The sequence below is a fragment of the Dankookia rubra genome (assembly GCF_004355005.1).
Classification (GTDB): Bacteria; Pseudomonadota; Alphaproteobacteria; order Acetobacterales; family Acetobacteraceae; genus Paracraurococcus; species Paracraurococcus ruber_A.
On sequence record NZ_SMSJ01000004.1, the window covers coordinates 244,993 to 265,496 of the forward strand.

At 71.7% G+C, this 20,504-nt stretch carries 20 protein-coding genes; 12 read left to right on the forward strand and 8 right to left on the reverse strand.

Features of this window, described 5'->3' with window-relative positions; translation table 11 throughout:
• Positions 1 to 41: 41 nt before the first annotated feature.
• From E2C06_RS05605 to E2C06_RS05620, 4 genes are all read left to right on the forward strand, one after another.
• The gene (locus E2C06_RS05605) at positions 42 to 2,594 is read left to right on the forward strand and encodes a ligase-associated DNA damage response DEXH box helicase (RefSeq protein ID WP_133287595.1); all 2,553 of its coding nucleotides are present in this window, start codon (positions 42 to 44) and stop codon (positions 2,592 to 2,594) included.
• A complete protein-coding gene (pdeM, locus tag E2C06_RS05610; RefSeq protein WP_133287596.1) occupies positions 2,591 to 3,316 on the forward strand; it encodes a ligase-associated DNA damage response endonuclease PdeM in 726 nt (241 codons plus the stop codon). Before E2C06_RS05605 ends, pdeM begins: the two co-directional genes overlap by 4 nt.
• Positions 3,317 to 3,433: 117 nt before the next feature.
• Positions 3,434 to 4,915 (forward strand): cryptochrome/photolyase family protein, encoded by a 1,482-nt coding sequence (locus tag E2C06_RS05615; RefSeq protein WP_133287597.1) that lies wholly within the window; start codon positions 3,434 to 3,436, stop codon positions 4,913 to 4,915.
• A complete protein-coding gene (locus E2C06_RS05620) occupies positions 4,912 to 5,643 on the forward strand; it encodes a metallophosphoesterase (RefSeq protein ID WP_133287598.1) in 732 nt (243 codons plus the stop codon). Before E2C06_RS05615 ends, E2C06_RS05620 begins: the two co-directional genes overlap by 4 nt.
• Positions 5,644 to 5,750: 107 nt before the next feature.
• On the opposite strand, the gene E2C06_RS05625 is transcribed toward E2C06_RS05620, so the two are convergent.
• The 4 genes from E2C06_RS05625 to E2C06_RS05640 are packed head-to-tail and all read right to left on the reverse strand — an operon-like array spanning position 5,751 to position 9,228.
• Complete coding sequence (locus tag E2C06_RS05625; RefSeq protein WP_206664444.1) at positions 5,751 to 6,215, reverse strand: GNAT family N-acetyltransferase; 465 nt, start codon at positions 6,213 to 6,215, stop codon at positions 5,751 to 5,753.
• Between the two features lie 8 nt (positions 6,216 to 6,223).
• Positions 6,224 to 6,988, reverse strand: coding sequence for a creatininase family protein (locus tag E2C06_RS05630; protein WP_133287599.1), 765 nt, complete (start codon positions 6,986 to 6,988; stop codon positions 6,224 to 6,226).
• 51 nt (positions 6,989 to 7,039) lie between these two features.
• Positions 7,040 to 8,599 (reverse strand): cryptochrome/photolyase family protein, encoded by a 1,560-nt coding sequence (locus E2C06_RS05635; protein WP_133287600.1) that lies wholly within the window; start codon positions 8,597 to 8,599, stop codon positions 7,040 to 7,042.
• Positions 8,599 to 9,228: a DUF6134 family protein gene (locus E2C06_RS05640; RefSeq protein WP_133287601.1), complete on the reverse strand. Its 630-nt coding sequence runs from the start codon at positions 9,226 to 9,228 to the stop codon at positions 8,599 to 8,601. The genes E2C06_RS05635 and E2C06_RS05640 overlap by 1 nt, the downstream gene beginning before the upstream one ends.
• A 130-nt stretch (positions 9,229 to 9,358) precedes the next feature.
• On the opposite strand from E2C06_RS05640, the gene E2C06_RS05645 reads away from it, so the two are divergent.
• The 6 genes from E2C06_RS05645 to cuyB all read left to right on the forward strand — a co-directional run bounded on the left by E2C06_RS05645 (position 9,359) and on the right by cuyB (position 15,182).
• Positions 9,359 to 9,919 carry a SixA phosphatase family protein gene (locus E2C06_RS05645; protein WP_133287602.1) on the forward strand — a complete coding sequence of 187 codons (561 nt, stop codon included), beginning with the start codon at positions 9,359 to 9,361 and terminating at the stop codon, positions 9,917 to 9,919.
• A gap of 20 nt (positions 9,920 to 9,939) precedes the next feature.
• On the forward strand, positions 9,940 to 11,460 hold the full coding sequence (locus E2C06_RS05650; protein ID WP_133287603.1) for a CYTH and CHAD domain-containing protein: 1,521 nt from the start codon (positions 9,940 to 9,942) through the stop codon (positions 11,458 to 11,460).
• Positions 11,461 to 11,548: 88 nt separating this feature from the next.
• Positions 11,549 to 12,112: a thermonuclease family protein gene (locus E2C06_RS05655; protein ID WP_133287604.1), complete on the forward strand. Its 564-nt coding sequence runs from the start codon at positions 11,549 to 11,551 to the stop codon at positions 12,110 to 12,112.
• A gap of 133 nt (positions 12,113 to 12,245) precedes the next feature.
• Positions 12,246 to 13,565, forward strand: a complete 1,320-nt coding sequence (gene gltA, locus E2C06_RS05660; protein WP_133287605.1) for a citrate synthase — start codon at positions 12,246 to 12,248, stop codon at positions 13,563 to 13,565.
• Positions 13,566 to 13,794: 229 nt separating this feature from the next.
• Positions 13,795 to 14,445 carry a hypothetical protein gene (locus tag E2C06_RS05665; RefSeq protein WP_133287606.1) on the forward strand — a complete coding sequence of 217 codons (651 nt, stop codon included), beginning with the start codon at positions 13,795 to 13,797 and terminating at the stop codon, positions 14,443 to 14,445.
• A 38-nt stretch (positions 14,446 to 14,483) separates the two neighbouring features.
• A complete protein-coding gene (gene cuyB / locus E2C06_RS05670; RefSeq protein ID WP_133287607.1) occupies positions 14,484 to 15,182 on the forward strand; it encodes a cysteate racemase in 699 nt (232 codons plus the stop codon).
• Between the two features lies 1 nt (position 15,183).
• On the opposite strand, the gene E2C06_RS05675 is transcribed toward cuyB, so the two are convergent.
• Positions 15,184 to 15,432: a hypothetical protein gene (locus tag E2C06_RS05675; protein WP_133287608.1), complete on the reverse strand. Its 249-nt coding sequence runs from the start codon at positions 15,430 to 15,432 to the stop codon at positions 15,184 to 15,186.
• 143 nt (positions 15,433 to 15,575) lie between these two features.
• Complete coding sequence (locus E2C06_RS05680) at positions 15,576 to 16,646, reverse strand: tartrate dehydrogenase (protein ID WP_133287609.1); 1,071 nt, start codon at positions 16,644 to 16,646, stop codon at positions 15,576 to 15,578.
• Between the two features lie 130 nt (positions 16,647 to 16,776).
• Here E2C06_RS05680 and E2C06_RS05685 point away from each other — a divergent pair, with 130 nt between their 5' ends.
• Complete coding sequence (locus tag E2C06_RS05685) at positions 16,777 to 17,754, forward strand: phosphoribosylaminoimidazolesuccinocarboxamide synthase (RefSeq protein ID WP_133287610.1); 978 nt, start codon at positions 16,777 to 16,779, stop codon at positions 17,752 to 17,754.
• Here E2C06_RS05685 and E2C06_RS05690 read toward each other — a convergent pair.
• Both E2C06_RS05690 and E2C06_RS05695 read right to left on the reverse strand, forming a co-directional pair.
• Positions 17,745 to 18,617, reverse strand: coding sequence for a protein-methionine-sulfoxide reductase heme-binding subunit MsrQ (locus E2C06_RS05690; RefSeq protein ID WP_241671131.1), 873 nt, complete (start codon positions 18,615 to 18,617; stop codon positions 17,745 to 17,747). The genes E2C06_RS05685 and E2C06_RS05690 overlap by 10 nt on opposite strands.
• A 46-nt stretch (positions 18,618 to 18,663) precedes the next feature.
• Positions 18,664 to 19,599 carry a mitochondrial fission ELM1 family protein gene (locus E2C06_RS05695; protein WP_133287611.1) on the reverse strand — a complete coding sequence of 312 codons (936 nt, stop codon included), beginning with the start codon at positions 19,597 to 19,599 and terminating at the stop codon, positions 18,664 to 18,666.
• Between the two features lie 60 nt (positions 19,600 to 19,659).
• Between E2C06_RS05695 and E2C06_RS05700 the strand changes: the two genes are divergently transcribed.
• A complete protein-coding gene (locus tag E2C06_RS05700) occupies positions 19,660 to 20,391 on the forward strand; it encodes an orotate phosphoribosyltransferase (protein WP_133287612.1) in 732 nt (243 codons plus the stop codon).
• The last annotated feature ends 113 nt before the right edge of the window (positions 20,392 to 20,504 follow it).

A 20,504-nucleotide genomic window follows, 5' to 3' on the forward strand; every position in this document is an offset into this window, starting at 1 on the left:
CGCTTCACGCCGCGTGCCGGCGCCGCCATATTGCCGGCCGGATGGGAACATTGCCGGAACCTTTTGCCGCCTGGTTCGCCGGGCGCGGCTGGACGCCCCGGGCGCACCAGATTGCCCTGTGGCGCGCGGCGGAGGCGGGGCGATCCGCCCTGCTGGTGGCCCCGACCGGCGGCGGCAAGACCCTGGCAGGGTTCCTGCCCAGCCTGATGGACTTGGCGGCGCGGCCGCGCCCTGGCCTGCATACCCTTTATGTCTCCCCGTTGAAGGCGCTGGCGGTCGACATCGCCCGCAACCTCATGGCCCCGGTCGATGATCTGTCGCTGCCCATCCGGATCGAGACCCGCACCGGCGACACCCCGCAGAACCGGCGGACCAGGCAGCGGGAGGATCCGCCGAACATCCTGCTGACCACGCCGGAGAGCCTGCTGCTGCTGCTGGCGAACCCCGAGGCGAGCGAGTTTTTCGCCGGGCTCGGCGCGGTGGTGGTGGACGAGATCCACGCGCTGGCAGGCAGCAAGCGGGGCGACCAGCTGGCGCTCGGCCTGGCGCGGCTCGGGCGCTTGGCGCCGGCGGCGCGGCGGGTCGGGCTGTCCGCCACGGTGGCGCATCCGGAGCCGCTGCGCGCCTTCCTCTCGCCCAGCGGCGACCCCGCCGATGTCCGGCTGGTGCAGGTCCGCGGCGGCGCCGCGCCGCAGCTGTCCGTGCAGCTGCCGGAGGGGCGGCTGCCCTGGGGCGGCCATATGGGCCTCGCCTCCGCCCCCGACATCTACCGCCGCATCCGCGAAGCTGAGGTCACCATCGTCTTCGTCAACACCCGCGCCCAGGCGGAGCTGGTCTTCCAGGCGCTGTGGCGGCTGAACGACGCGGTGCTGCCAATCGCCCTCCATCACGGCAGCCTGACCGTCGAGCAGCGCCGCAAGGTGGAAGCGGCGATGAGCGACGGGAAGCTGCGCGCGGTGGTCGCCACCGCGTCGCTCGACCTCGGCATCGACTGGGGCGCGGTGGACCAGGTGATCCAGGTCGGCGCACCGAAGGGCGTCGCCCGGCTGCTGCAGCGGGTCGGCCGCGCCAACCACCGGATGGACGAGCCCTCCCAGGCCGTGCTGGTGCCGGCCAACCGCTTCGAGGTGATCGAATGCACCGCGGCGATCCAGGCGGTGCGGCACGAGGAGCTGGACGGCGACCCGCCGCGGCCAGGCGGGCTCGACGTGCTGGCGCAGCACCTGCTGGCCATGGCCTGCGCCGGGCCCTTCCACCCGGACGACCTCTTCGCCGAGGTCACCCGCGCCGCGCCCTATGCCGCGCTGACCCGCCGCGATTTCGACGACACGCTGCGCTTCGTCGAGGACGGCGGCTATGCGCTGCGCGTCTATGAGCGCTTCCGTAAGCTGTTCCGCGATGCGGAAGGCCTGGTGCATGTGCGGGACCAGCGCGTCGCGCGGCAGCTCAGGATGAACCTCGGCACCATCGTCGAGACGCCGATGGTCAAGGTGCGCCTACGCGGCGGCCCGGTGCTGGGCGAGGTCGAGGAATGGTTCGTCTCGACCCTCGAGCCCGGCGACAACTTCATGTTCGCGGGGCAGGCGCTGCGCTTCGAGGCGCTGGACGCGATGAGCGCCGTCGTCTCGCGTGGCGGCGAGTGCGAGCTGCGCGTCCCGACCTATGCCGGCGCGCGCCTGCCGCTCTCCACCTGGCTGGCCGCCCGGGTGCGGGAGATCCTGCACGACCCGCGGAAATGGCGCCTGCTGCCCGACCCCGTGCGCGACTGGCTGCGGCTACAGCAGAAGCGCTCGGCGCTGCCCGATCGCGACGGGCTGCTGGTCGAGACATTCCCGCGCGGCGGCCGCTGGTTCATGGTCGCCTATTGCTTCGAGGGGCGGCTCGCACACCAGACGCTGGGAATGCTGGTGACCAAGCGCATGGAGCGCATGGGCTATGCGCCGATCGGCTATCTGGCCACCGACTATGTCATCGCCACCTGGTCGGCCTTCGAGCCGGCCGAGGTGGAACCCCTGTTCGAGGAGGACATCCTCGGCGAGGACCTCGAGGAATGGATGGCCGAGAGCTCCATGCTCCGCCGCACCTTCCGCAACATCGCCACCATTGCCGGGCTGATCGAGAAGAACCATCCCGGGCAGGAGAAATCCGGCCGCCAGATGACCATGAACTCCGACCTGATCTACGACGTGCTGCGCAAGCACGAACCCGACCACGTGCTGCTGCGCGCGACGCGGCAGGAGGCCGCGGGCGGCCTGACCGACGTCGCCCGCATCGGCTTGGTTCTGGCCCGCGCGAAGGGCCGCATCCGCCATATGCGGCTCGACCGCGTCTCTCCCCTCGCGGTCCCGGCGCTGATCGAGGAAGGCCGCGAATGGGTCGCCGGCGGCGCCGAGGATGCGCTGCTGGCCGAGGCGGCCGCGCTGGTGGACGACGTCACCGATGGCGACGAGGTCTTCGCCGGCCTGCTGGCCGATGTCACCGAGGGCGTGCGGGTGCGTGCCGGCGTGGTGGACAAGCCGCGCCACAAGCGCCCGGACAAGCCCCGCTACAACCGCTTCGTCCGCAGCGCCCCGAAGAGCGTGACTGGCGCATGACCCCCGCCCCGCTGCACGTGGCCGGGGAGCGGCTGATGCTCGACCCCGCCGGGCTGCTCGCCTGGCCGGCGCGGAAGACCCTGGTGGTCGGCGACCTGCACCTGGAGAAGGGCAGCCACTTCGCCCAAGGCGGCCGCATGGTGCCGCCCTACGACACCCGGGAGACGCTGCACAAATTGCAACTGGCGCTGCGCCGCTGGCGGCCGGCCCGGCTGGTCGCGCTCGGCGACAGCTTCCACGATGCCGGCGGCTCCGGTCGCATGGCGGCGGAGGATGCGGCGCTGCTGCACCGGCTGCTGGCGGGGATCGAGATGGTCTGGGTGCTCGGCAACCACGACCCCGTCCCGCCCACCGGCCTGCCCGGCACGGCGGTCGAGGAATTGCAGGACGGCAAGCTGGTCTTCCGGCACGAGGCGCGGCGCGGCCCGGTGAAGCCGACCGAGATCTCCGGCCATTTCCATCCCAAGGCCACCATGCCGACCCGCTGCGGCGGCGTGACCCGGCCCTGCTTCATCGCCGATGCCTGGCGCGTCATGCTGCCGGCCTTCGGCGCCTATACCGGCGGGCTCGATGCCGGCGACCCGGCGATCGCCGGTCTCTTCCCGCGCGGGGCACGGGTGTTCCTGCTGGGCAGCGACCGCTGCTACAGCATGCCGGTCGCGCCGGGCCGGGCTAAGCGGCCGGCGGCGGGCAACGAGGCCGCGGGTACCGCCGCCGGGTGACCGCAGGGCCGCGCCGGCCCATTCGGGTCGGCGCGACGCGGGACCCCTGCGGGGCAACCTGCCGCCGCACCGCCGGCGGAGTGTCGCGTTTCGCGCCGGGCACCCTACATAGGCGCGATGGACAGCCCCGCCTTGCTCTGGTTCCGCCAGGACCTGCGCCTCGCCGACAACCCAGCGCTGCAGGCGGTCGCCGACCGGCCGTTGCTGCCGGTCTTTGTGCTGGACGATGCCGCGGCCGGGCGCTGGGCGCCGGGCGCTGCCTCCCGCTGGTGGCTGCGGCAATCGCTCGAGGCGCTGGGGCGCGACCTCGCCGCGCGCGGCACGCCGCTGCTGCTGGTGCGCGGCCGCGCCGAGATCGTCATCCCGGCGCTCGCCGCCGCGATCGGCGCGCCCGAGGTCTTGGCCGGGCGGCTCTACCAGCCCTGGGCGCGGGAGCGCGACCGCCGGGTGGCCGAGGCGCTGGAAGTCGCCGGCCGCCGGCTGCGCCTCCTCACCTCCTCCCTGCTGCGGGACCCGGCCCGGGTGATGAGCGGCAGCGGCAGGCCCTATGCCGTCTACACGCCCTTCGCTAAGGCGGTGGCGGCGATGGGCGAGCCGGACTTCCCCATCCTGCCGCCGGCCCGGCTGCGCCCGGTCGCCGCGCCGCCGCCGGGAGATACGCTCGACAGCCTGGCGCTCTACCCGGTGGCCGGCGAGCCTGATTGGGCGGCGGATTTTCCGGCGCTCTGGACCCCGGGCGAGGCCGGCGCGCAGGCCCGCCTCGCCCGCTTTGTGGCCGGGCCGGTCAGCGGCTATGCGGCGCAGCGCAATGATCCCGGCACCGAGGGCACCTCCGGCCTCTCGCCGCACCTCCACTGGGGCGAACTCTCGCCGCGCCAGGTCTGGCACGCGGTGCGCCAGGCGCAGCCGGGCGAGCTTTCGCAGCCCTGGCCATTCCTGTCGGAGATCCTCTGGCGGGAATTCTCCTATCACCTGCTCTGGCACCGGCCGGAGATGCCCGACCGGGCGCTGCGCGAGCGTTTCGCCGGCTTTCCCTGGCAGCCGGATGCCGCCCTGCTGCGCGCTTGGCAGCGCGGGCGGACCGGCTACCCGATCGTCGATGCCGGCATGCGGCAGCTCTGGCATTACGGCTGGATGCACAACCGGGTCCGCATGATCGCCGCATCCCTCCTAGTGAAGCACCTGCTGCAGCCTTGGCAGGCCGGCGCCGCCTGGTTCTGGGACACGCTGGTGGATGCCGACCTCGCTTCCAACAGCGCCTCCTGGCAATGGATCGCCGGCAGCGGCAGCGATGCGGCGCCCTATTTCCGCGTCTTCAACCCCGTGCTGCAGGGCGAGAAATTCGACCCGGCCGGCCGCTATGTCCGCCGCTTCGTGCCGGAACTCGCGGCGCTGCCGGGCAAGTGGCTGCACCAGCCCTGGAAGGCACCGGCCGAGGTGCTGCGCGGCGCCGGCGTCATCCTCGGCCGCGACTATCCGGGCCCTGTCATCGCCCATGCCGCGGGCCGCGCGCGGGCCCTCGCGGCCTTCGCCGCGCTCCGCGCCGGCGGCCACGGCCTGGGCGACACCACAGGGGACAGCATGGACCCCGCGGCATGATCGATGCCGCCACCGCCGACCTGCGCCGGCGCGGCTTCGCCGGGCTGCGCGTGGTGGGCGACGTGCACGGCGACGCGGTGGGGTTCGCCCATGCCGTCGCGGGGGCGGAGGCGGCGCAGCTTTTCCTGCTGCAGCTCGGCGACCTGACCGACCATGGGCCGGACAGCCCGGCGGTGCTGCGGCTGACGTTCGGCCTGTTGGATACACGGCGCGGCCGTTTCCTGCTGGGCAACCACGACCACAAGCTGCGCCGCGCCCTGCTGGGACAGCGGGTGCATTTCGCCGCCGAGGGCCTAGGGCGGACGCTGGCGCAGCTGCGGGACGCACCGGATGGCGAGGCGCTGGCGCAGCGCGCCATCGCCGAGATCGCCGTGGCGCCGGCCTGGCTCCGGCTGGGCGACTGGCTCTTCGTCCATGCCGGCTGGCATCCCGCCATGCTGGCCGGGCCCCCGCCGCACGATGCCGGGACCCGCAAGCCGGACCCGCTGCTGTCGCGCGCGATGTTTGGCCAGGTCACCGGCCGGCTGCAGGCGGACGGCTATCCGGAACGGCTGGACACCTGGGTGGACCGGATTCCGGCCGGGATGGTGGTCTATTGCGGGCATGACCGGCGCTCGCCCGATGGCCGCCCTTTCGTGCTGGAGGGCGAGGGCGGCGGCCGCGCGATCTTCCTCGACACCGGCGCCGGCAAGGGCGGCCACCTGTCCTGGATCGATCTTCGCTTCTAGAGCAGATGGCAGGTGGGCGTGACCGCCCGGGCGTCTGACTCTGCTCTGAAAACGAAGACCCATGGCGGTGCCGCGTTCACATTCGAACGCACACCGCCATAGCCGCCTCAGCCGTCGCGGCGGATGATGAAGCCGTTCGCCACGCGCTCCATGCCGAGCTTCGGGTACCAGGTCATCGGATCCGGCGCCGAAAGCAGCAGCAGCATGCAGCCCGGCCCGATGATCCGCTTGGTTTCGGCGATCAGCGCGCGACCGACGCCCTTTCCCTGGAAGGCCGGATCGACGCAAAGGTCCGACAGGTAGCAGCCATAGGCGAAGTCGGTGAAGGACCGCGCCACCCCGGCCAGCCGGCCCGAAGCGTCCCGCGCGGTCACCACGAGGTTCGATCCGGCGACCATCGCGGCCATGCGCGCCGCGTCGTCCACCGGCCGCGCCAGGCCCGAAGCCCGCACCACGGCGGTGAATTCCGCTGGGTCGAGGCGGCCTTCCTCCCGCGCGAAGGCCATGCCGGCTGGCGGCACCGCCAGCGCCGCCCAGGCGGCGTGGCCGGCGAGGACCGCGGTCTCGTTCATGTCCCCCATCATGCCCAGAGCGCCCGGTTCAGCAGCAGCCCGGCCAGCGCCTCGCCGATCGCCGCCAGCAGCGCTTCGCCCTTCTCGGTCGTTGCCGGGCGGGCGTCGCCTATGACGCCGGTTTTCGATATCGCGCGGAAGGACCGGCGCAGCGCAAGGCCGGGCGGCTGGCCCGCGACGCGGGTCGACATCGGCCCATGCGCCTCCGGCAGGCGGTCCATGCGCACGCTGTCGGGGCGCAGCGCGAGCATCATCGAGGTTTCGGCCTCGCAGGCATGCATCAGGCCGGGCTGCTTCTCGAGGATCGGCGCGATCACCTCGGGCACCATGTGCCAATAGGTGCCGGCGGCGACCTTGATGCCGAATTCGATGGTGAATTCGGAAGCCGCGACCATCACCGCCTCGCTGTTGCCGCCATGACCGTTGAGCAGCATCACGCGCCTGAAGCCGTTCCGCGCCGCCGACTTCACCACCCCGCGCAGGACGCCCGAGAAGCTTCCGAAGTCGAGCGTCACCGTGCCGCCGAACTCCATGTGGTGCTCGGCGAGGCCGGTCCAGACGCAGGGCGTGACCACCACCGGCGCGCCGGCGGCGGCGATGCCCGCCGCGGTGCGGGCGGCGACGCCGGTCGCCAGGATGATGTCGACGCCGGTCGCCATGTGCGGCCCGTGCTGCTCCAGCGAGGCGACGGGGATGATCACCAGCGCGTCCTCCGCGGCGCGGGCGCGAAGCTCCTCGGCCGTCAGCCGCATCCATTCCGTCTCAATGGCCATCGCCCGCTCTCCTCGCCGCTCGGCGCAGCCTGCCAGGAATCCGGGCGCCGGTCAGCCCGGCGCCGCCGGGTCCAGCTCCGGCCCGGCGAGGAAGGCCGCCGCGCTGTCCCGCAGCGCCTGCCGCTTCGCCGGGTCCATCTTCCGCAGGGTTTGCAGCGGCATCGCCAGACGCGGGTTGTTGGCGAAGCGGCGCTCGTGCCGGGCGAGGAAGTCCCAGTAGAGCGCGTTGAAGGGGCAGGCCCCGGGCCCGGTCGACTGCTTCACGTCATAGGCGCAGCCGCGGCAGTAGTCCGACATGCGGTTGATGTAGGCGCCGCTTGCCGCATAGGGCTTGCTCCCCATGACGCCGCCATCGGCATGGATCGCCATGCCGTGGGTGTTCGGCAGCTCCACCCATTCATAGGCATCGGCATAGACCGTCAGGTACCATTCGTTCACCGCGGCCGGATCGAGGCCCGCTAGCAGCGCGAAATTCCCTGTCACCATCAGCCGCTGGATATGGTGGGCATAGGCCAGGTCGCGGGTCTGCCGCACCGCCTGCGCCACGCAGTTCATCCGCGTCTCGCCCGACCACCAGGACCAGGGCAGCGGCCGGGTCGCTTCCAAGGCGTTCAGCCCGGCATAGTCGGGCATCTTCAGCCAGTAGACGCCCCGGACGAACTCCCGCCAGCCGAGGATCTGCCGGATGAACCCCTCCACCGCGTTCAGCGGCGCCCGGCCCTCGCGCCAGGCCGCCTCGGCCGCCTCGCAGCAGGCGCGCGGCGAGAGCAGCCCGGCATTCAGGCTGGTCGAGAGCAGGGCGTGGAACAGCACCGGCTCGCCCGTCGCCATGGCGTCCTGGTAGTCGCCGAAGCGCGGCAGCCGGGCCGTGATGAAATCCGCCAGCGCCGCCTCCGCCTCCCGCGCCGTGACCGGCCAGGCGAAGGCCTCGAGCGTGCCGAAATGGCCGGGGAAGCGCGTCTCGACCAGCGCCATGACCTCCCGCGTGATGGCATCTGGCGGGAAGCGGCGGGGGGCGGGCGGCACCAGGCCGGGCTCGAGCTTCCTCCGGTTCTCGGCGTCGTAGTTCCAGGCGCCGCCGGCGGGGGCCTCGCCCTCCATCAGCAGGCCGGTGGCGCGGCGCATCTCGCGGTAGAAGAATTCCATCCGCAGCTGCTTCTTGCCTTGCGCCCAACGGCGGAACCAGCCGAGGTCCGAAAGGAAGCGGTCGTCGTCGCGGATCTCGACCGGCAGGCCTGTCGCCTCCTCCCAGCCGCGCATGTCGGCCAGCACGCGCCACTCGCCGGGGACGGTGCAGACGATGCCCTCGGGCGCATGACGTGCGACTGCCCGCGCCACCTCCCCGGCCAGCGTCCCGGTATTCTCCGGGTCGTCGAGCCTGATGTGGTCCACCCGCACGCCGCGCACCGCCAGCGCCCGGGCGAAATGCCGCATCACCGACAGGACCAGCACGATCTTCTGCTTGTGGTGCCGGACATAGGTGCACTCGCCCATCACCTCGGCCAGCAGCACCACGTCCCGCGCCGGGTCGAGGTCGCGCAGCGAGGCCAGCCCGCGCGAGCACTGGTCGCCGAGCACGACGCGCAGGACACCATGGCTGGAAGCGGGCATCAGGCGCGCTCGTAGACCACGGTACTGCCGTCCTCGGCCTTGGTCTTCCAGCCGATCCAGGTGCCGTCGGCGGCATAGGTCGCCTCCGACTCCTCGTCGCCGCTCGCCCGCCACAGCGTGGCGCCGCCGGGCAGCGCGCTGCGGGTCCAGCGCAGCGCCTCCGGCTTGCCGGTATCGTTGGCGAAGAGCGGCCGGTCGAGCCGCCGGTTGTCCCACCACGACAGCGGCGCCGCTTCGGCGGCCAGGCGGAAGCGGCCGGCGCTGCCCTGCACCAGGATGGCGCCCTCGGCCGCCGCCGCCCGCATCTCCGTCACGCTGCCGTTGCGGTCGAGCCGCGAGGTGGCAGCGGCCAGCCGGTCGCCGGCCCAGGCCTCCTCGAAGCGGTGGGTGAAGCGGAAGACGGTGACGCCCAGCAGCTTCACCGCAATGTCGACCTCGGTGCGCGCGATCAGGCCCGTCGCGGTCTCGGCGACGATGACGCGATGGGTACCGATGTCGCTCCCCTGCCGCAGCACCCGGAAGCGCAGCTCCGCCGGCAGCGCCACGGCCGGGGGACAGGCGAGCGCCATCGGCCCGGCGAGCAGAACGCGGCGGGAAAGCCCTTCCGGGGCTGGGCGGGAGAAGGGCATGCGGCGGCGGCACTCCGGTGGCGAGGGGCCGAAGATAGGCCGTGCCTCCGGAACAGGAAGGGGCGCCGGCAGCGGCAGGGCCGGCGATGGGGGCAGGACAAGCCCGGCCGGCCGTGCCAACATGGCGCCGATGCGACAGCTCCTGCTGCTGCGGCACGCGAAGTCCTCCTGGGACGATCCGGCCCTTTCCGACCACGCCCGGCCGCTCAATGCGCGCGGCCGCCGGGCCGCTGCCGCCATCGCCCAGGCAATGCGGGAGCTCGGGCTGGCCCCCGACATCGTGCTGGTCTCCTCCGCCCGGCGCACCTTGCAGACCCTCGAATCGCTTACCCCCTTCGACGACCCGGCGCTGGTCGAGCCGATGGACGCGCTCTACCTGGCGCCCTGGCGTGGCATACTGGCGGCGATCCAGGAGGTGCCGGAGACCGCCCGCAGCCTGCTGGTGATCGGCCACAACCCGGGGCTGCACGAACTCGCCATGGCGCTGGCCGGGATCGACGAAGGGCTCGCTGCCATGGGCCGTGGCGGCCTCACGGCACGCCGGCTGTCGGAGGGCTACCCGACCGGCGCCCTGGTCGAGTTCAGCATCGCCAGCCCCTGGCACCTGCTTGAGCCGGGGGGTGGGCGACTGATACGATTCATCCAGCCCCGCGACCTGCTGGCGGCGGATACCACGGAGACGATCGGCTGATCAGCCTCGACAGCGCCGGGGTGGAGACCCCGCCCGGGCCGGATGCCGACGCCGGGACGGCTGGGCTGCGTCTGGCGCTGGAATTCGCGCTCGACCCTGCGGCGGCCGGGCGACTGTCCCGCCACCCCGTCGTCGCCGGCGCCCGCGGCGGCCGCACGCGCGGCACGGCGGAGGAGCTGATCTGGCTGGACAGCGCCGATGGCAGCCTGGCCGGTCGCGGTCTGGCGCTCGAGCAATCGCAGCGCGGGCTGCGGCGGATGCTGCGGATCGTGCCGGAGCCGGCCCAGCCCTGGCTCCCCGGCAGCCCGGAGGAGATGGTGAAGGCGCCGGAGAAGCTGCCGGACCAGGCGGAGGGGCCGATGGTGCCGATCGCCGCCTTCAGCGGCCGGCGCAGCCTGATGCCCCTGGCGACGCCTGAAGGCCCGGTCCAGGCGGTGCTGCTGACCGGCAAGCTGCGCGCCGTGGCGGATGAGGCACCGGCCGCCCGGCTGCTGCTGGAAGGCGCGCCGGAGGCGGTGCTCGGCCTCGCCACCCGGCTGGCCGAGGACCTGCCGCTGCTGCCGCCGCGGGCCGCTCTGGCCGAGGAGGGCCGCGCCCTGGCCCGCGGCGAGGCGCCGCGCGCCCGCCGCCGCGGCCCGCCCGACCTCGCGGATGCCGCCACGGTCGAGGAGGCGCTGCTCGGCGCCATCGGCCACCTGCTGGAGGTGATGCTGCACCAAGCCCCCGCCTGCCGCCCGGGAAGCGGGCCGGGCTGGGGCCCGGAAGGCGTGCACCAGATGCGGGTCGGGTTGCGCCGGCTGCGCTCGGTCCTGAAGGTCTTCCGCCCTGCGGCCGGCTGCCCGGCGTTGCAGGAATTCGATGCGGGGCTGAAGGCACTGGCCGACCGGCTCGGCCCGGCGCGCGACTGGGACGTCTTCCTCGGCGGACTCGGCGCCAAGGTGGCCGAGGCACTGCCGGGCGACAAGCGGATCGCCGCCCTGCTGAAGGCGGCCGAGGCGAAGCGCCAGGCCGCCTACGCGGCGCTGCGGGCGGAGCTGGACGGCTCCGGCTTCCGCCGCCTGGTGCTGGCCGGCCTCGGCCTGCTGCTGCAGCGGCCCTGGCGGCAGGAGGCCGAGGCTGACCGGCTTGCCCGGCTGGAGGAAAGCCTGCCGGACTTCGCCGCCGCGCTGCTCGACAAGCGCTGGCACAAGCTGTGTTCCGAAGGCGAGGATATCGAGGCACATTCGGCCGAGGCGCTGCACGAGGTGCGGCTGGAGGCCAAGCGGCTGCGCTACGCGACGGAGCTCTTCGCCCCGCTCTGGCCGGGCAAGGCGACCAGGCGGTTCCAGAAACGGCTCTCGGCGTTGCAGGAGGAACTCGGCATCGCCAACGACACCGCGGTGGCGCGCAGCCTGGTCGCCTCGCTCGGCGGCGGCGTGCCGGCCTGGGCAATCGGCGCGGTGGAGGGCTTCGCCACCGCCCGGGTGGCCGATGCGCGCGACCGGGCGATCGGGGCCTGGGACGATCTGATGCTTGCAGAACCTTCCTGGACCAAGCTCTGAACCATCCCTGAACCGCGCTCCGAAGTTCGGTCGCGATGACGCGAGCCAAGGCTTGCGGAGTCCGTGTCGGACACGATACGTCTCCGGCATGCGCATCCGCCGCATCTTCCGCCGCAGCCCCGCCGCCCGCCTGCGGACGCCGATGGCCATCGCAACCATGATCGGGCTTTCCGGCCTGCTGCTCTCGGCGGCGGTGCCGCGCGACCTGCTCGGCTCCGCCCCGCCGCAGCCTATGCTGGTCGCCGCCGCGGGCGAGATCCGCGTCCTGGACGGCGCGACGCTGCGGCTCGGCGACCAGGTGCTGCAGTTGCAGGCGGTGCAGGTGCCGGCCCGCGGCCAGGCGAGCTGCCGCGACGCGGCGGGCCGGACTATGGACTGCGGCGCTGCTTCGGCCGAGGCCCTGGCCGGGCTTGTCGCCGGGCGCGACCTCGCCTGCCGGATCGGCGGCGTGGACCGGCACGGTCGGGTGCTCGGCACCTGCGAGGCGGGCGGGGTCGAGCTGGGGGCCGCGCTGGTCGCCGCTGGCTGGGCGCTGGCGGCCGACAGCGCGACGCCTGGCCTGGCCACCAGCGAGGCGATCGCCCGACAGGGCGGCCGCGGGCTGTGGTCGGCGGCGCGGCCGGCCGCCGCTGCCTGGCGACGCGGCTCCTGAACCGGCGGGGCCGTGCGGCGTTCCCGCTTCGTGCCAAGACGCGTTGCCAATCTATGGCCCGCGCCGATATCTTGCACCGCACCACGCAGCGGCCCCGTCGTGAGGCGCTGCATTCCTCGAGGACGCATACGCCATGAGCAGCTCGGCAACCGGAGCGGCCAAGCCGACCATCACCGTCACGCTGGATGGGTCGAACCGCAGCACGAGCCTGCCGGTGCTGTCCGGCACCATCGGCCCGGACGTGGTCGATATCCGCAAGCTTTACGGTGACCTCGGCGTCTTCACCTTCGACCCAGGCTACGGCGCGACCGCGAGCTGCGACAGCAAGATCACCTATATCGACGGTGACCAAGGTGTCCTGCTCTATCGCGGCTACCCGATCGAGCAACTGGCCGAGCAGTCCGACTTCATCGAGGTCTCCTACCTGCTGCTCTACGGCAACCTGCCGTCCCCGGCCCAGCTGGAGGAATTCCGCAAGGGCGTCACCTACCACACCATGGTGCACGAGCAGCTGAGGCGGTTCTTCGACGGCTTCCGTCGCGATGCCCACCCGATGGCGGTGATCTGCGGCGTGGTCGGCGCGCTGGCCGCCTTCTACCACGACAACCTCGACATCAACGACCCGAAGGCGCGGGAGATCGCCTGCTTCCGGCTGATCGCCAAGATCCCGACCATCGCGGCCTGGGCCTACAAGTACTCGATCGGCCAGCCCTTCATGTATCCGCGCAACGACCTGAGCTATGCGGAGAACTTCCTCTACATGCTCAACGCCGTGCCGGCGGAGCCCTGGAAGCCGAATCCGATCCTGTCGCGTGCCATGGACCGCATCCTGATCCTGCACGCGGACCACGAGCAGAACGCCTCGACCTCCACGGTCCGGCTGGCCGGCTCGACCGGCGCCAATCCCTTCGCCTGCATCGCCGCCGGCATCGCCGCGCTTTGGGGTCCGGCGCATGGCGGTGCCAACGAGGCCGTGCTGAAGATGCTGGGCGAGATCGGCACGCCGGAGAACATCCCGCAGTTCATCTCCGAGGTGAAGGACAAGAACTCCCACACCAAGCTCATGGGCTTCGGCCACCGGGTCTACAAGAACTTCGACCCGCGCGCCAAGATCATGAAGGAGACCTGCCACGAGGTGCTGGCCGAACTCGGCATCAAGGACGAGCCGCTGCTCGACATGGCGATGGAGATGGAGCGGATCGCGCTGTCCGACGACTATTTCATCCAGCGCAAGCTGTACCCGAACGTCGATTTCTACTCGGGCATCATCCTCAAGGCGATGGGCATCCCGACCAGCATGTTCACCGTGCTCTTTGCGGTCGCCCGCACTGTCGGCTGGGTGAGCCAATGGAAGGAAATGATCGAGGACCCCTCGCAGCGTATCGGCCGGCCGCGGCAGATCTACACCGGCTCGGTCCAGCGCGACTACGTGCCGGTCACCCGCCGCGGCTGAACCGGCCGCCGGCTTTCGCCGACCGACCCGCCGGAGCGATCCGGCGGGTTTTTCATGCTCGACTTAAGAAAACTTATAATATTGTTCGAAACAATGAGTATGGCTCGCGCCGGAGTGATTGCAAATTTTCTGCACGACTACACGCCTAGCGTGAATAAGGCTTGATTACACTCGTTCGTGACCTCAGCATTACGCTTGTTGATATATAGAACCTCCAGGAATGCTCCACATGAGCGAGGCTTTGGCCGCGGCCTGTCACGTGGCTCTCGACCGTAAGGTCCGGAGCCAATTGCGGAAATGGCCCCAGCGCCCACCCGGCGTCGTTCCCAGCACCAAGCAGCCGGGCACCTGGCTGCGGGGTCGCCCCGGTGACGCCGATGGTCCCGCCCACCCCTTTCTGAAGCTGCCGGGCTCCGACCGCCTGCGTACCCTGCCGGACGGCATGTGGCTGCATTTCAGCCCCTCGGCGGTCGACCCCTATGTCGACATCCTTTGCATCGAGGCCTGTTCCTCGCTGCAGAACCTGCTCGACAAGCGCTCCCGCTTCGCGCCCTCGACCTCCTCGCTGCTGGCGGTCTGCCCGGTGCCCTGGCTGCTGGCGCCGGTGCAGCCGAACGATCCGACGCCGCGCTGGCGCCTGGTGCTGATGCTGAAGGAGGAACCGGTGCAGCCGCTGACCCTGCCAGTGCGCGACATTCGCGTCGTCTTCGGCCTGAAGAGCCGCCATTACGAAGGCTTCGCCCGCAGCCAGGTGGCGCATCCGCACGAATTCTTCTGCCCGATGGAAGCCCTGACCGCCGAGCGCGGGCATGAGGACCCGGAGATGCGGGCGATGATGTCGCGTGCGACGGCCAGCGCCAACTTCATGCGGCTGCCCTGATCGGGCAGACTGCGCCCGGGCAGACAGGGGGTGCTGTGGTGGTCGAAAAGTTGCTGGGCGTGCTAGGCGGCATGGGGCCGCTGGCCAGCGCGCAATTCATGGTGCGGCTGACCCTGCTGACCCCGGCAGAGCAGGACCAGGAGCACATCCCCACCGTGCTCTGGTCGGACCCGCGGGTGCCGCCCCGCACCGCGGCCCGGCTGGCCGGCGGGGCGGACCCGCTGCCAGCCATGCTGCGCGGCATCCGCGGGCTGGAAGCCGCCGGCTGCGGTGCCATCGCCATCCCCTGCAACACCGCCCATGGCTGGTATGGGTCGATGCGGGACGCGACCTCGTTGCCGATCCTGCACATCGTCGATGCCGCCGCTGCCGACCTGGCCCGGCAGGGCGTGGCGCCCGGCCGGATCGGGCTGATGGGCACCGCGGCGACGCTGGCGATGCGCCTCTACCAAAACAAGCTGGAAGGCGCCGGCTGGGACTGCCTGGTGCCGGATGAGGCGGAGATGCGGCGGCTGGTCACGCCGGCGATCGACCTGGTCAAGGCCAACCGGGTGGCGGAGGCCTATCCGCCGCTGGCCGAGGTCGCGCGGGGCTTGGCAGCGCGCGGCGCCCGGGCGGTGGTGCTCGGCTGCACCGAGATCCCGCTCGGCCTCGCCGCCGGGCCGGCCCTGCCCTTCCCGATCATCGACACGATTGACGCCCTCGCGCGGACCTCGATCGCCTGGGCGCTCGATTAGCTCAGTCGCACTCGCAGCCCGGCGTCGGACCGGATTCGCCGCGGACCACGTGGTGGTCGATCCATTCGGCGACCAGGCGGCGGGCTTCCTGCACCGAGGCTTCCGGGTGGTGGACCCGGTAGAGCGTGGTGCAGGCGCGGAAGGCGGAGAGGTCGTTGGTCCCCGTCACCCGCAGCTCGCGGTACGCCGTCACCACCGCGCGCTCGCAGCGGCGGACGATGGTGCTGACGGGGATGATGGCCTGACCCATTCCTGTACCCTCCGGCTGCGAGCCAGTTGAGAATCACTCGCAACCACGAGCAACTCTAGCGACACCCGCCGGCCGGTTCAAGGGCTGCGGGCGCGGGGCGGCTCCGCGACAGGAATACCGCTGGCGTGTCCCCTCCCCTGCCGTCAGGCGCGGCCGATCGCCTCGGCCAATGCCTTGCCGACATCGACCGTGCCGGCCTGGCCGCCCATGTCCCGGGTGCGCGGGCCGCCGTCGCGCAGCATCGACTCGATCGTGTTCACGATCGCATCGGCGGCCGCCTTCTCCCCCAGGTGCTCCAGCATCATGGCGCCGGACCAGATCTGGCCGATCGGGTTGGCGATCCACTTGCCCGCGATGTCAGGGGCCGAGCCGTGCACCGGCTCGAACATCGAGGGGAAGGCCTTCTCCGGGTTGATGTTGGCGCTCGCCGCGATGCCGATCGACCCCGCCACCGCCGGGCCGAGGTCGGAGAGGATGTCGCCGAACAGGTTGGAGCCGACCACCACGTCGAACCAGTCGGGGTGCTGGACGAAATGGGCGCAGAGGATGTCGATGTGGAACTGGTCGGTCTGCACCTCCGGATAGCGCTTGCCCATCTCGGCGAAGCGCTCGTCCCAGTAGGGCATGGTGAAGGTGATGCCGTTCGACTTGGTCGCGCTGGTCAGCTTCTTCCGCTTGCGGGTCATCGCCAGCTCGAAGGCATACTTCATCACCCGGTCGGTGCCGATGCGCGTCAGGATGCTCTGCTGGGAGACGAACTCGCGGTCCGTGCCCGGGAACATCCGGCCGCCGACGCTGCTGTACTCGCCCTCGGTGTTCTCCCGCACGACGTAGAAGTCGATATCCTCCGGGCGGCGGTCGGCCAGCGGGGTGCGCGACCCGGGCAGCAGCTTGCAGGGGCGCAGGTTGACGTACTGGTCGAAGCCGCGGCGGATGGGGATCAGCAGGCCCCAGAGCGAGACATGGTCCGGCACGCCAGGCCAGCCGACGGCACCGAGGAAGACGCTGTCGCTGTCCTTCAGCCGGTCGAGCCCGTCATCCGGCATCATCTTGCCGGTCTGGGCATAGGTCTCGCAGGACCAGTCGTAATGGGTCAGCTCGAGCTCGAAGCCGAAGCGGCGGGCGGCGGCGTCCAGCACGCGCAGCCCCTCGGGCGTCGTCTCCTTGCCGATGCCGTCGCCGGGGATGACGGCAATGCGGTACTTTCGCGCCATGGGCGTGCCCTCCGATCAGGGGGCGCAACCTGAAGGCCGCGTCGCGCCCCGGCAAGCCCCCGCGGGGCGGATGCGCCGCGCCCGGGCTGTGCTATGCCCCCGCCTCGCCCCTGCCCGACCGGGACCCGCCATGCCCCCCTCCGCCGCCGACCTCGCCCGCTTCGCCGATTTCGTCCTGCGGGACGCCGCCATCCCGGAATTGCCGAACCACTATCGCGGCAAGGTGCGGGAGAATTACGACCTGCCGGACGGCAGGCGGGTGATCGTGGCGACCGACCGGCTCAGCGCCTTCGACCGCATCCTCACGGCCGTGCCGCTGAAGGGCCAGGTGCTGACCCAGCTCGCCCGCTACTGGTTCGAGCGGACAGCCGACCTCTGCCCCAACCACGTCATCGAATACCCCGACCCCAACGTGCTGGTCTGCCGGCGGCTGGAGATCATGCCGGTCGAGGTGGTGGTGCGGGACTACCTGGCCGGCACGACCTCGACCGCCATCCTGACCATGTACAAGGCGGGACGGCGGGAGATGTACGGCCACCGCTTCCCGGACGGGATGCAGCCGAACCAGAAGCTGCCGCAGACCATCCTGACGCCCACCAGCAAGGCCTTCGACGTCGGCCATGACGAGGAGATGACCCCGGCGCAGATTGTGGACGGCAAGCTCCTGACCCAGGCGCAGTGGGACGAGGTGAGCGGCCTCGCCCTGAACCTCTTCGCCCGGGGGCGGGAGATGGCGGCGGCGCGCGGCCTGATCCTGGTCGACACCAAGTATGAATTCGGTTTCGACAAGGACGGCCGGATCGTCCTGGCCGACGAGATCCACACCCCGGATTCCAGCCGCTACTGGTTCGCCGGCAGCTATCCCGAGCGTTTCGGGGCCGGCCAGGCGCCGCAGAGCTTCGACAAGGATTTCGTCCGCTCCTGGGTCGTCGCCCGCTGCGACCCCTACAAGGACGAGGTCCCGGAGATCCCGGCCGAGGTGAATCTCGAGGCCGCACGGATCTATATCGAGGCCTTCGAGACCATCACCGGCACGAGCTTCCCGCTGCCCGACCCCGGCAGGCCGGTACTGGACCGCATCCGGGCGAACCTCCGCGCCTATTTCTGACGCAGCCGCCAGGCGCCGGCCAGCAGCGGCACGGCCAGCGCCGCGACCCCGGCCCAGACCGCCGGGCGCAGGCCAAAGCTGACGTCGAGATTGGCCAGCAGGATGCGCTCCGCCGGCAGGTTGGTCGCCGCCGCGTACCAGGCGTACTCGATCAACGCCGCCGCCAGCACGGTGAAGGGCGCCAGCATCACCAGCACCGGCAGCCGGCCGCGCCAGCCCGCCGGCAGCGCCCGCCAGGCCAGCAGCCAGGCGAGGAAGCCGGCCGCCATCACCGCCTCCCAGACCACGGTTTTCGACTGCATGTAGAAATGCAGCACGCCGAGCGCGGCGATCGGGAAGGCGAGGCTGTGCAGCCGCTTCCAGCGCGGCCCGAGCGCCCGGATCCAGCCATCAGTCGAGGTCCAGCCGAGCGCCGCCAGCCCCAGCAGGGCGACGAAGCCGATGGTCAGGTAGATCCGCCGAACGATCTCGGAGGCGACCTTCCAAAGGCCGAAATTCTCGTGCCCGGCATAGAGCACCAGGTGCAGCACGGCATAGGCCAGCGTGGTCAGCCCCAGCAGGCGGCGCAGCGCCAGGATGCGCGGCTCGGCCAGGATCTTGCCCAGCGGCGTCACCGCGAGCGTCACCAGCAGCAGCCGGATGGTCCAGAGGCCGATCTCCTTCAGCGCCGCCTTCCAGGGCTCCGGCCCCAGCAGGCCGAGCGCCACCTCCCCTGCCACCCAGGCGGCCGGCAGCATCAGCAGGGCGAAGACCACGGCGCGCAGCGCGGAAAACCGCCCGGCGCGGTCCTGCCAGGGCCAGGTGAAGGGGCGGGCCCGGCCGGCGGGCAGCGGAAAGGCGGTGCGAAGGATGGCCTGCATCATGCCGGTCATTTCGTCGCGGCCGCCGCTTCGGTAACCCCCGGACCGATCACAGCCAGCCGCGCGTGCGGATCTCGGCCGCCACACGCGCCGCCTCGTCCAATCTCGGGCGGTCGAAGGGCGTCGGCGCCGCCGCCAGCATCTTGGCCTGGCCGGCGGCGATCAGCCCGCCATGCAGCCGCAGGTGCCGCAGGCCGAGCCCGCCCGGATCGGCGATGAAGACCGGCACCGTGGTCGCCAGGGCCTCCGACAGCATCGAGACGCTGTCGCCGCTGACCACCACCGCATCGGCCCAGGCGAGGAAGCCGGCATAGGGGTTCGGCCCGGCATCGCCCCAGCGGTGCAGCCGGTGCGGCACGCCGGCGAGCGAGGCGGCCAGGGCCTCGGTCGCCGCGCCCCCGGTGCGGCGGCTGGCGGTGGCCAGCACGCTGCCGGCGAAGCCGGCGACCTCGGCGCCGATCGCGGCGGCGCGGGTCGGGTCCATTCCCTCCGCCCGCACCGGCCCGCCGACCAGCAGGGCGATACGCGGCGCGGTCAGGTCGGCCAGCGCGACCCAGTCCCGCCGCGCGACCTCGAGCCGCGCCGGGCTCATCCGGTGGCAGGCGCCGAGGATGGGGAGGATGTTCGCGGCCTCCTTCGGCCGGTCGTGCCGGCCGAGAACCAGCAGGTCGAACTCCGCTGCGCCAAAGCCCGGCCGCATGCAATGCACGAGCCTTGCCCCGCGGCGGCCGAGCCACCGGGCCACCGGGGCCGCACGCCGCCCGGCCGAAATTACGAGTCGCGGCCAGGGTGGCCGGAACGCGGCCCGCGCGGCGGGGGTCAGGCCGCCGAGGCTCGGCCAGGGCCAGGGCAGGCCCGCCATGCCGCCCCAGGCCAGCGGCACAGTGCGGAACGGCACGCCAAGACGCTCGGCAATTCCCAGCGCCTGGGCCGCGGTGCCGGCGCGCGGATCCGCCAGGGTCCAGACGGCCGCTTCCGCCGTCATGGACGCCGCACCCCGCGGGGGTTACGAGACGGCGACACGACGCCGGCAGGGATATGCGCCATGGCCATGCAACACGCTTCCGACTGGGACCGGGACGCCGCGCTGACGACCGCGCGAATCCTGCTGGAGATCAAGGCCGTCAATTTCCGCCCGGAGGAGCCCTACACCTTCACGAGCGGCTGGAAGAGCCCGGTTTATATCGACTGCCGCAAAATCATCTACTTCCCGCGTGCCCGTAACAAGATCTGTGACCTCGGCTTCGAGAAAATCGGCCGTCACGTCGGCTATGAGACCATCGACGTCGTGGCGGGCGGCGAGACCGCTGGCATCCCCTTCGCCGCCTGGATCGCCGACCGCATGGCGACTCCGATGGCCTATGTGCGAAAGAAGCCGAAGGGCTTCGGCCGCGGCGCGCAGATCGAGGGCGACGTGCCGGAGGGCAAGAACACCCTGCTGGTCGAGGACCTGACGACCGATGGCGGGTCGAAGATCCGCTTTGCCCAGGCGCTGCGCGACGCCGGCGCTACCTGCGACCACACCTTCGTCGTCTTCTACTACGGCGTCTTCCCCGGCAGCTTCGAGCAGATGAAGGGCATGGGGCTGAACCTGCACCACCTCTGCACCTGGTGGGACGTGCTGGAGGTCTGCCGCGAGCGCCCCTATTTCGCCGAGAGCGCGCTGAAGGAAGTGCGCAAATTCCTCGAGAACCCGGTGGTCTGGTCGAAGGCGCATGGCGGGATCGGCTCGGTCGAGGAAGCGCGGGCGGTTCGCGACGGGGCGGAGAAGGAATAAGGCCGGCGACCGGCCGGGGCGGCAACGCGCCGGAGGTCGATCGCCGGACCAGCGGCGCGGCCACCGGCGGGATTTGCGCCGACCGGCGCTACCCTGCCGGGCGGCACGGCGCC

Bases quoted from the DNA above. Each gene is read 5' to 3' on its own strand.
- E2C06_RS05605 (WP_133287595.1), top strand. From the start codon at position 42: ATGGGAACATTGCCGGAACCTTTTGCCGCCTGGTTCGCCGGGCGCGGC.
- pdeM (WP_133287596.1), top strand. From the start codon at position 2,591: ATGACCCCCGCCCCGCTGCACGTGGCCGGGGAGCGGCTGATGCTCGAC.
- E2C06_RS05615 (WP_133287597.1), top strand. From the start codon at position 3,434: ATGGACAGCCCCGCCTTGCTCTGGTTCCGCCAGGACCTGCGCCTCGCC.
- E2C06_RS05620 (WP_133287598.1), top strand. From the start codon at position 4,912: ATGATCGATGCCGCCACCGCCGACCTGCGCCGGCGCGGCTTCGCCGGG.
- E2C06_RS05625 (WP_206664444.1), bottom strand. From the start codon at position 6,215: ATGAACGAGACCGCGGTCCTCGCCGGCCACGCCGCCTGGGCGGCGCTG.
- E2C06_RS05630 (WP_133287599.1), bottom strand. From the start codon at position 6,988: ATGGCCATTGAGACGGAATGGATGCGGCTGACGGCCGAGGAGCTTCGC.
- E2C06_RS05635 (WP_133287600.1), bottom strand. From the start codon at position 8,599: ATGCCCGCTTCCAGCCATGGTGTCCTGCGCGTCGTGCTCGGCGACCAG.
- E2C06_RS05640 (WP_133287601.1), bottom strand. From the start codon at position 9,228: ATGCCCTTCTCCCGCCCAGCCCCGGAAGGGCTTTCCCGCCGCGTTCTG.
- E2C06_RS05645 (WP_133287602.1), top strand. From the start codon at position 9,359: ATGCGACAGCTCCTGCTGCTGCGGCACGCGAAGTCCTCCTGGGACGAT.
- E2C06_RS05655 (WP_133287604.1), top strand. From the start codon at position 11,549: ATGCGCATCCGCCGCATCTTCCGCCGCAGCCCCGCCGCCCGCCTGCGG.
- gltA (WP_133287605.1), top strand. From the start codon at position 12,246: ATGAGCAGCTCGGCAACCGGAGCGGCCAAGCCGACCATCACCGTCACG.
- E2C06_RS05665 (WP_133287606.1), top strand. From the start codon at position 13,795: ATGAGCGAGGCTTTGGCCGCGGCCTGTCACGTGGCTCTCGACCGTAAG.
- E2C06_RS05675 (WP_133287608.1), bottom strand. From the start codon at position 15,432: ATGGGTCAGGCCATCATCCCCGTCAGCACCATCGTCCGCCGCTGCGAG.
- E2C06_RS05680 (WP_133287609.1), bottom strand. From the start codon at position 16,646: ATGGCGCGAAAGTACCGCATTGCCGTCATCCCCGGCGACGGCATCGGC.
- E2C06_RS05685 (WP_133287610.1), top strand. From the start codon at position 16,777: ATGCCCCCCTCCGCCGCCGACCTCGCCCGCTTCGCCGATTTCGTCCTG.
- E2C06_RS05690 (WP_241671131.1), bottom strand. From the start codon at position 18,617: ATGATGCAGGCCATCCTTCGCACCGCCTTTCCGCTGCCCGCCGGCCGG.
- E2C06_RS05695 (WP_133287611.1), bottom strand. From the start codon at position 19,599: ATGACGGCGGAAGCGGCCGTCTGGACCCTGGCGGATCCGCGCGCCGGC.
- E2C06_RS05700 (WP_133287612.1), top strand. From the start codon at position 19,660: ATGGCCATGCAACACGCTTCCGACTGGGACCGGGACGCCGCGCTGACG.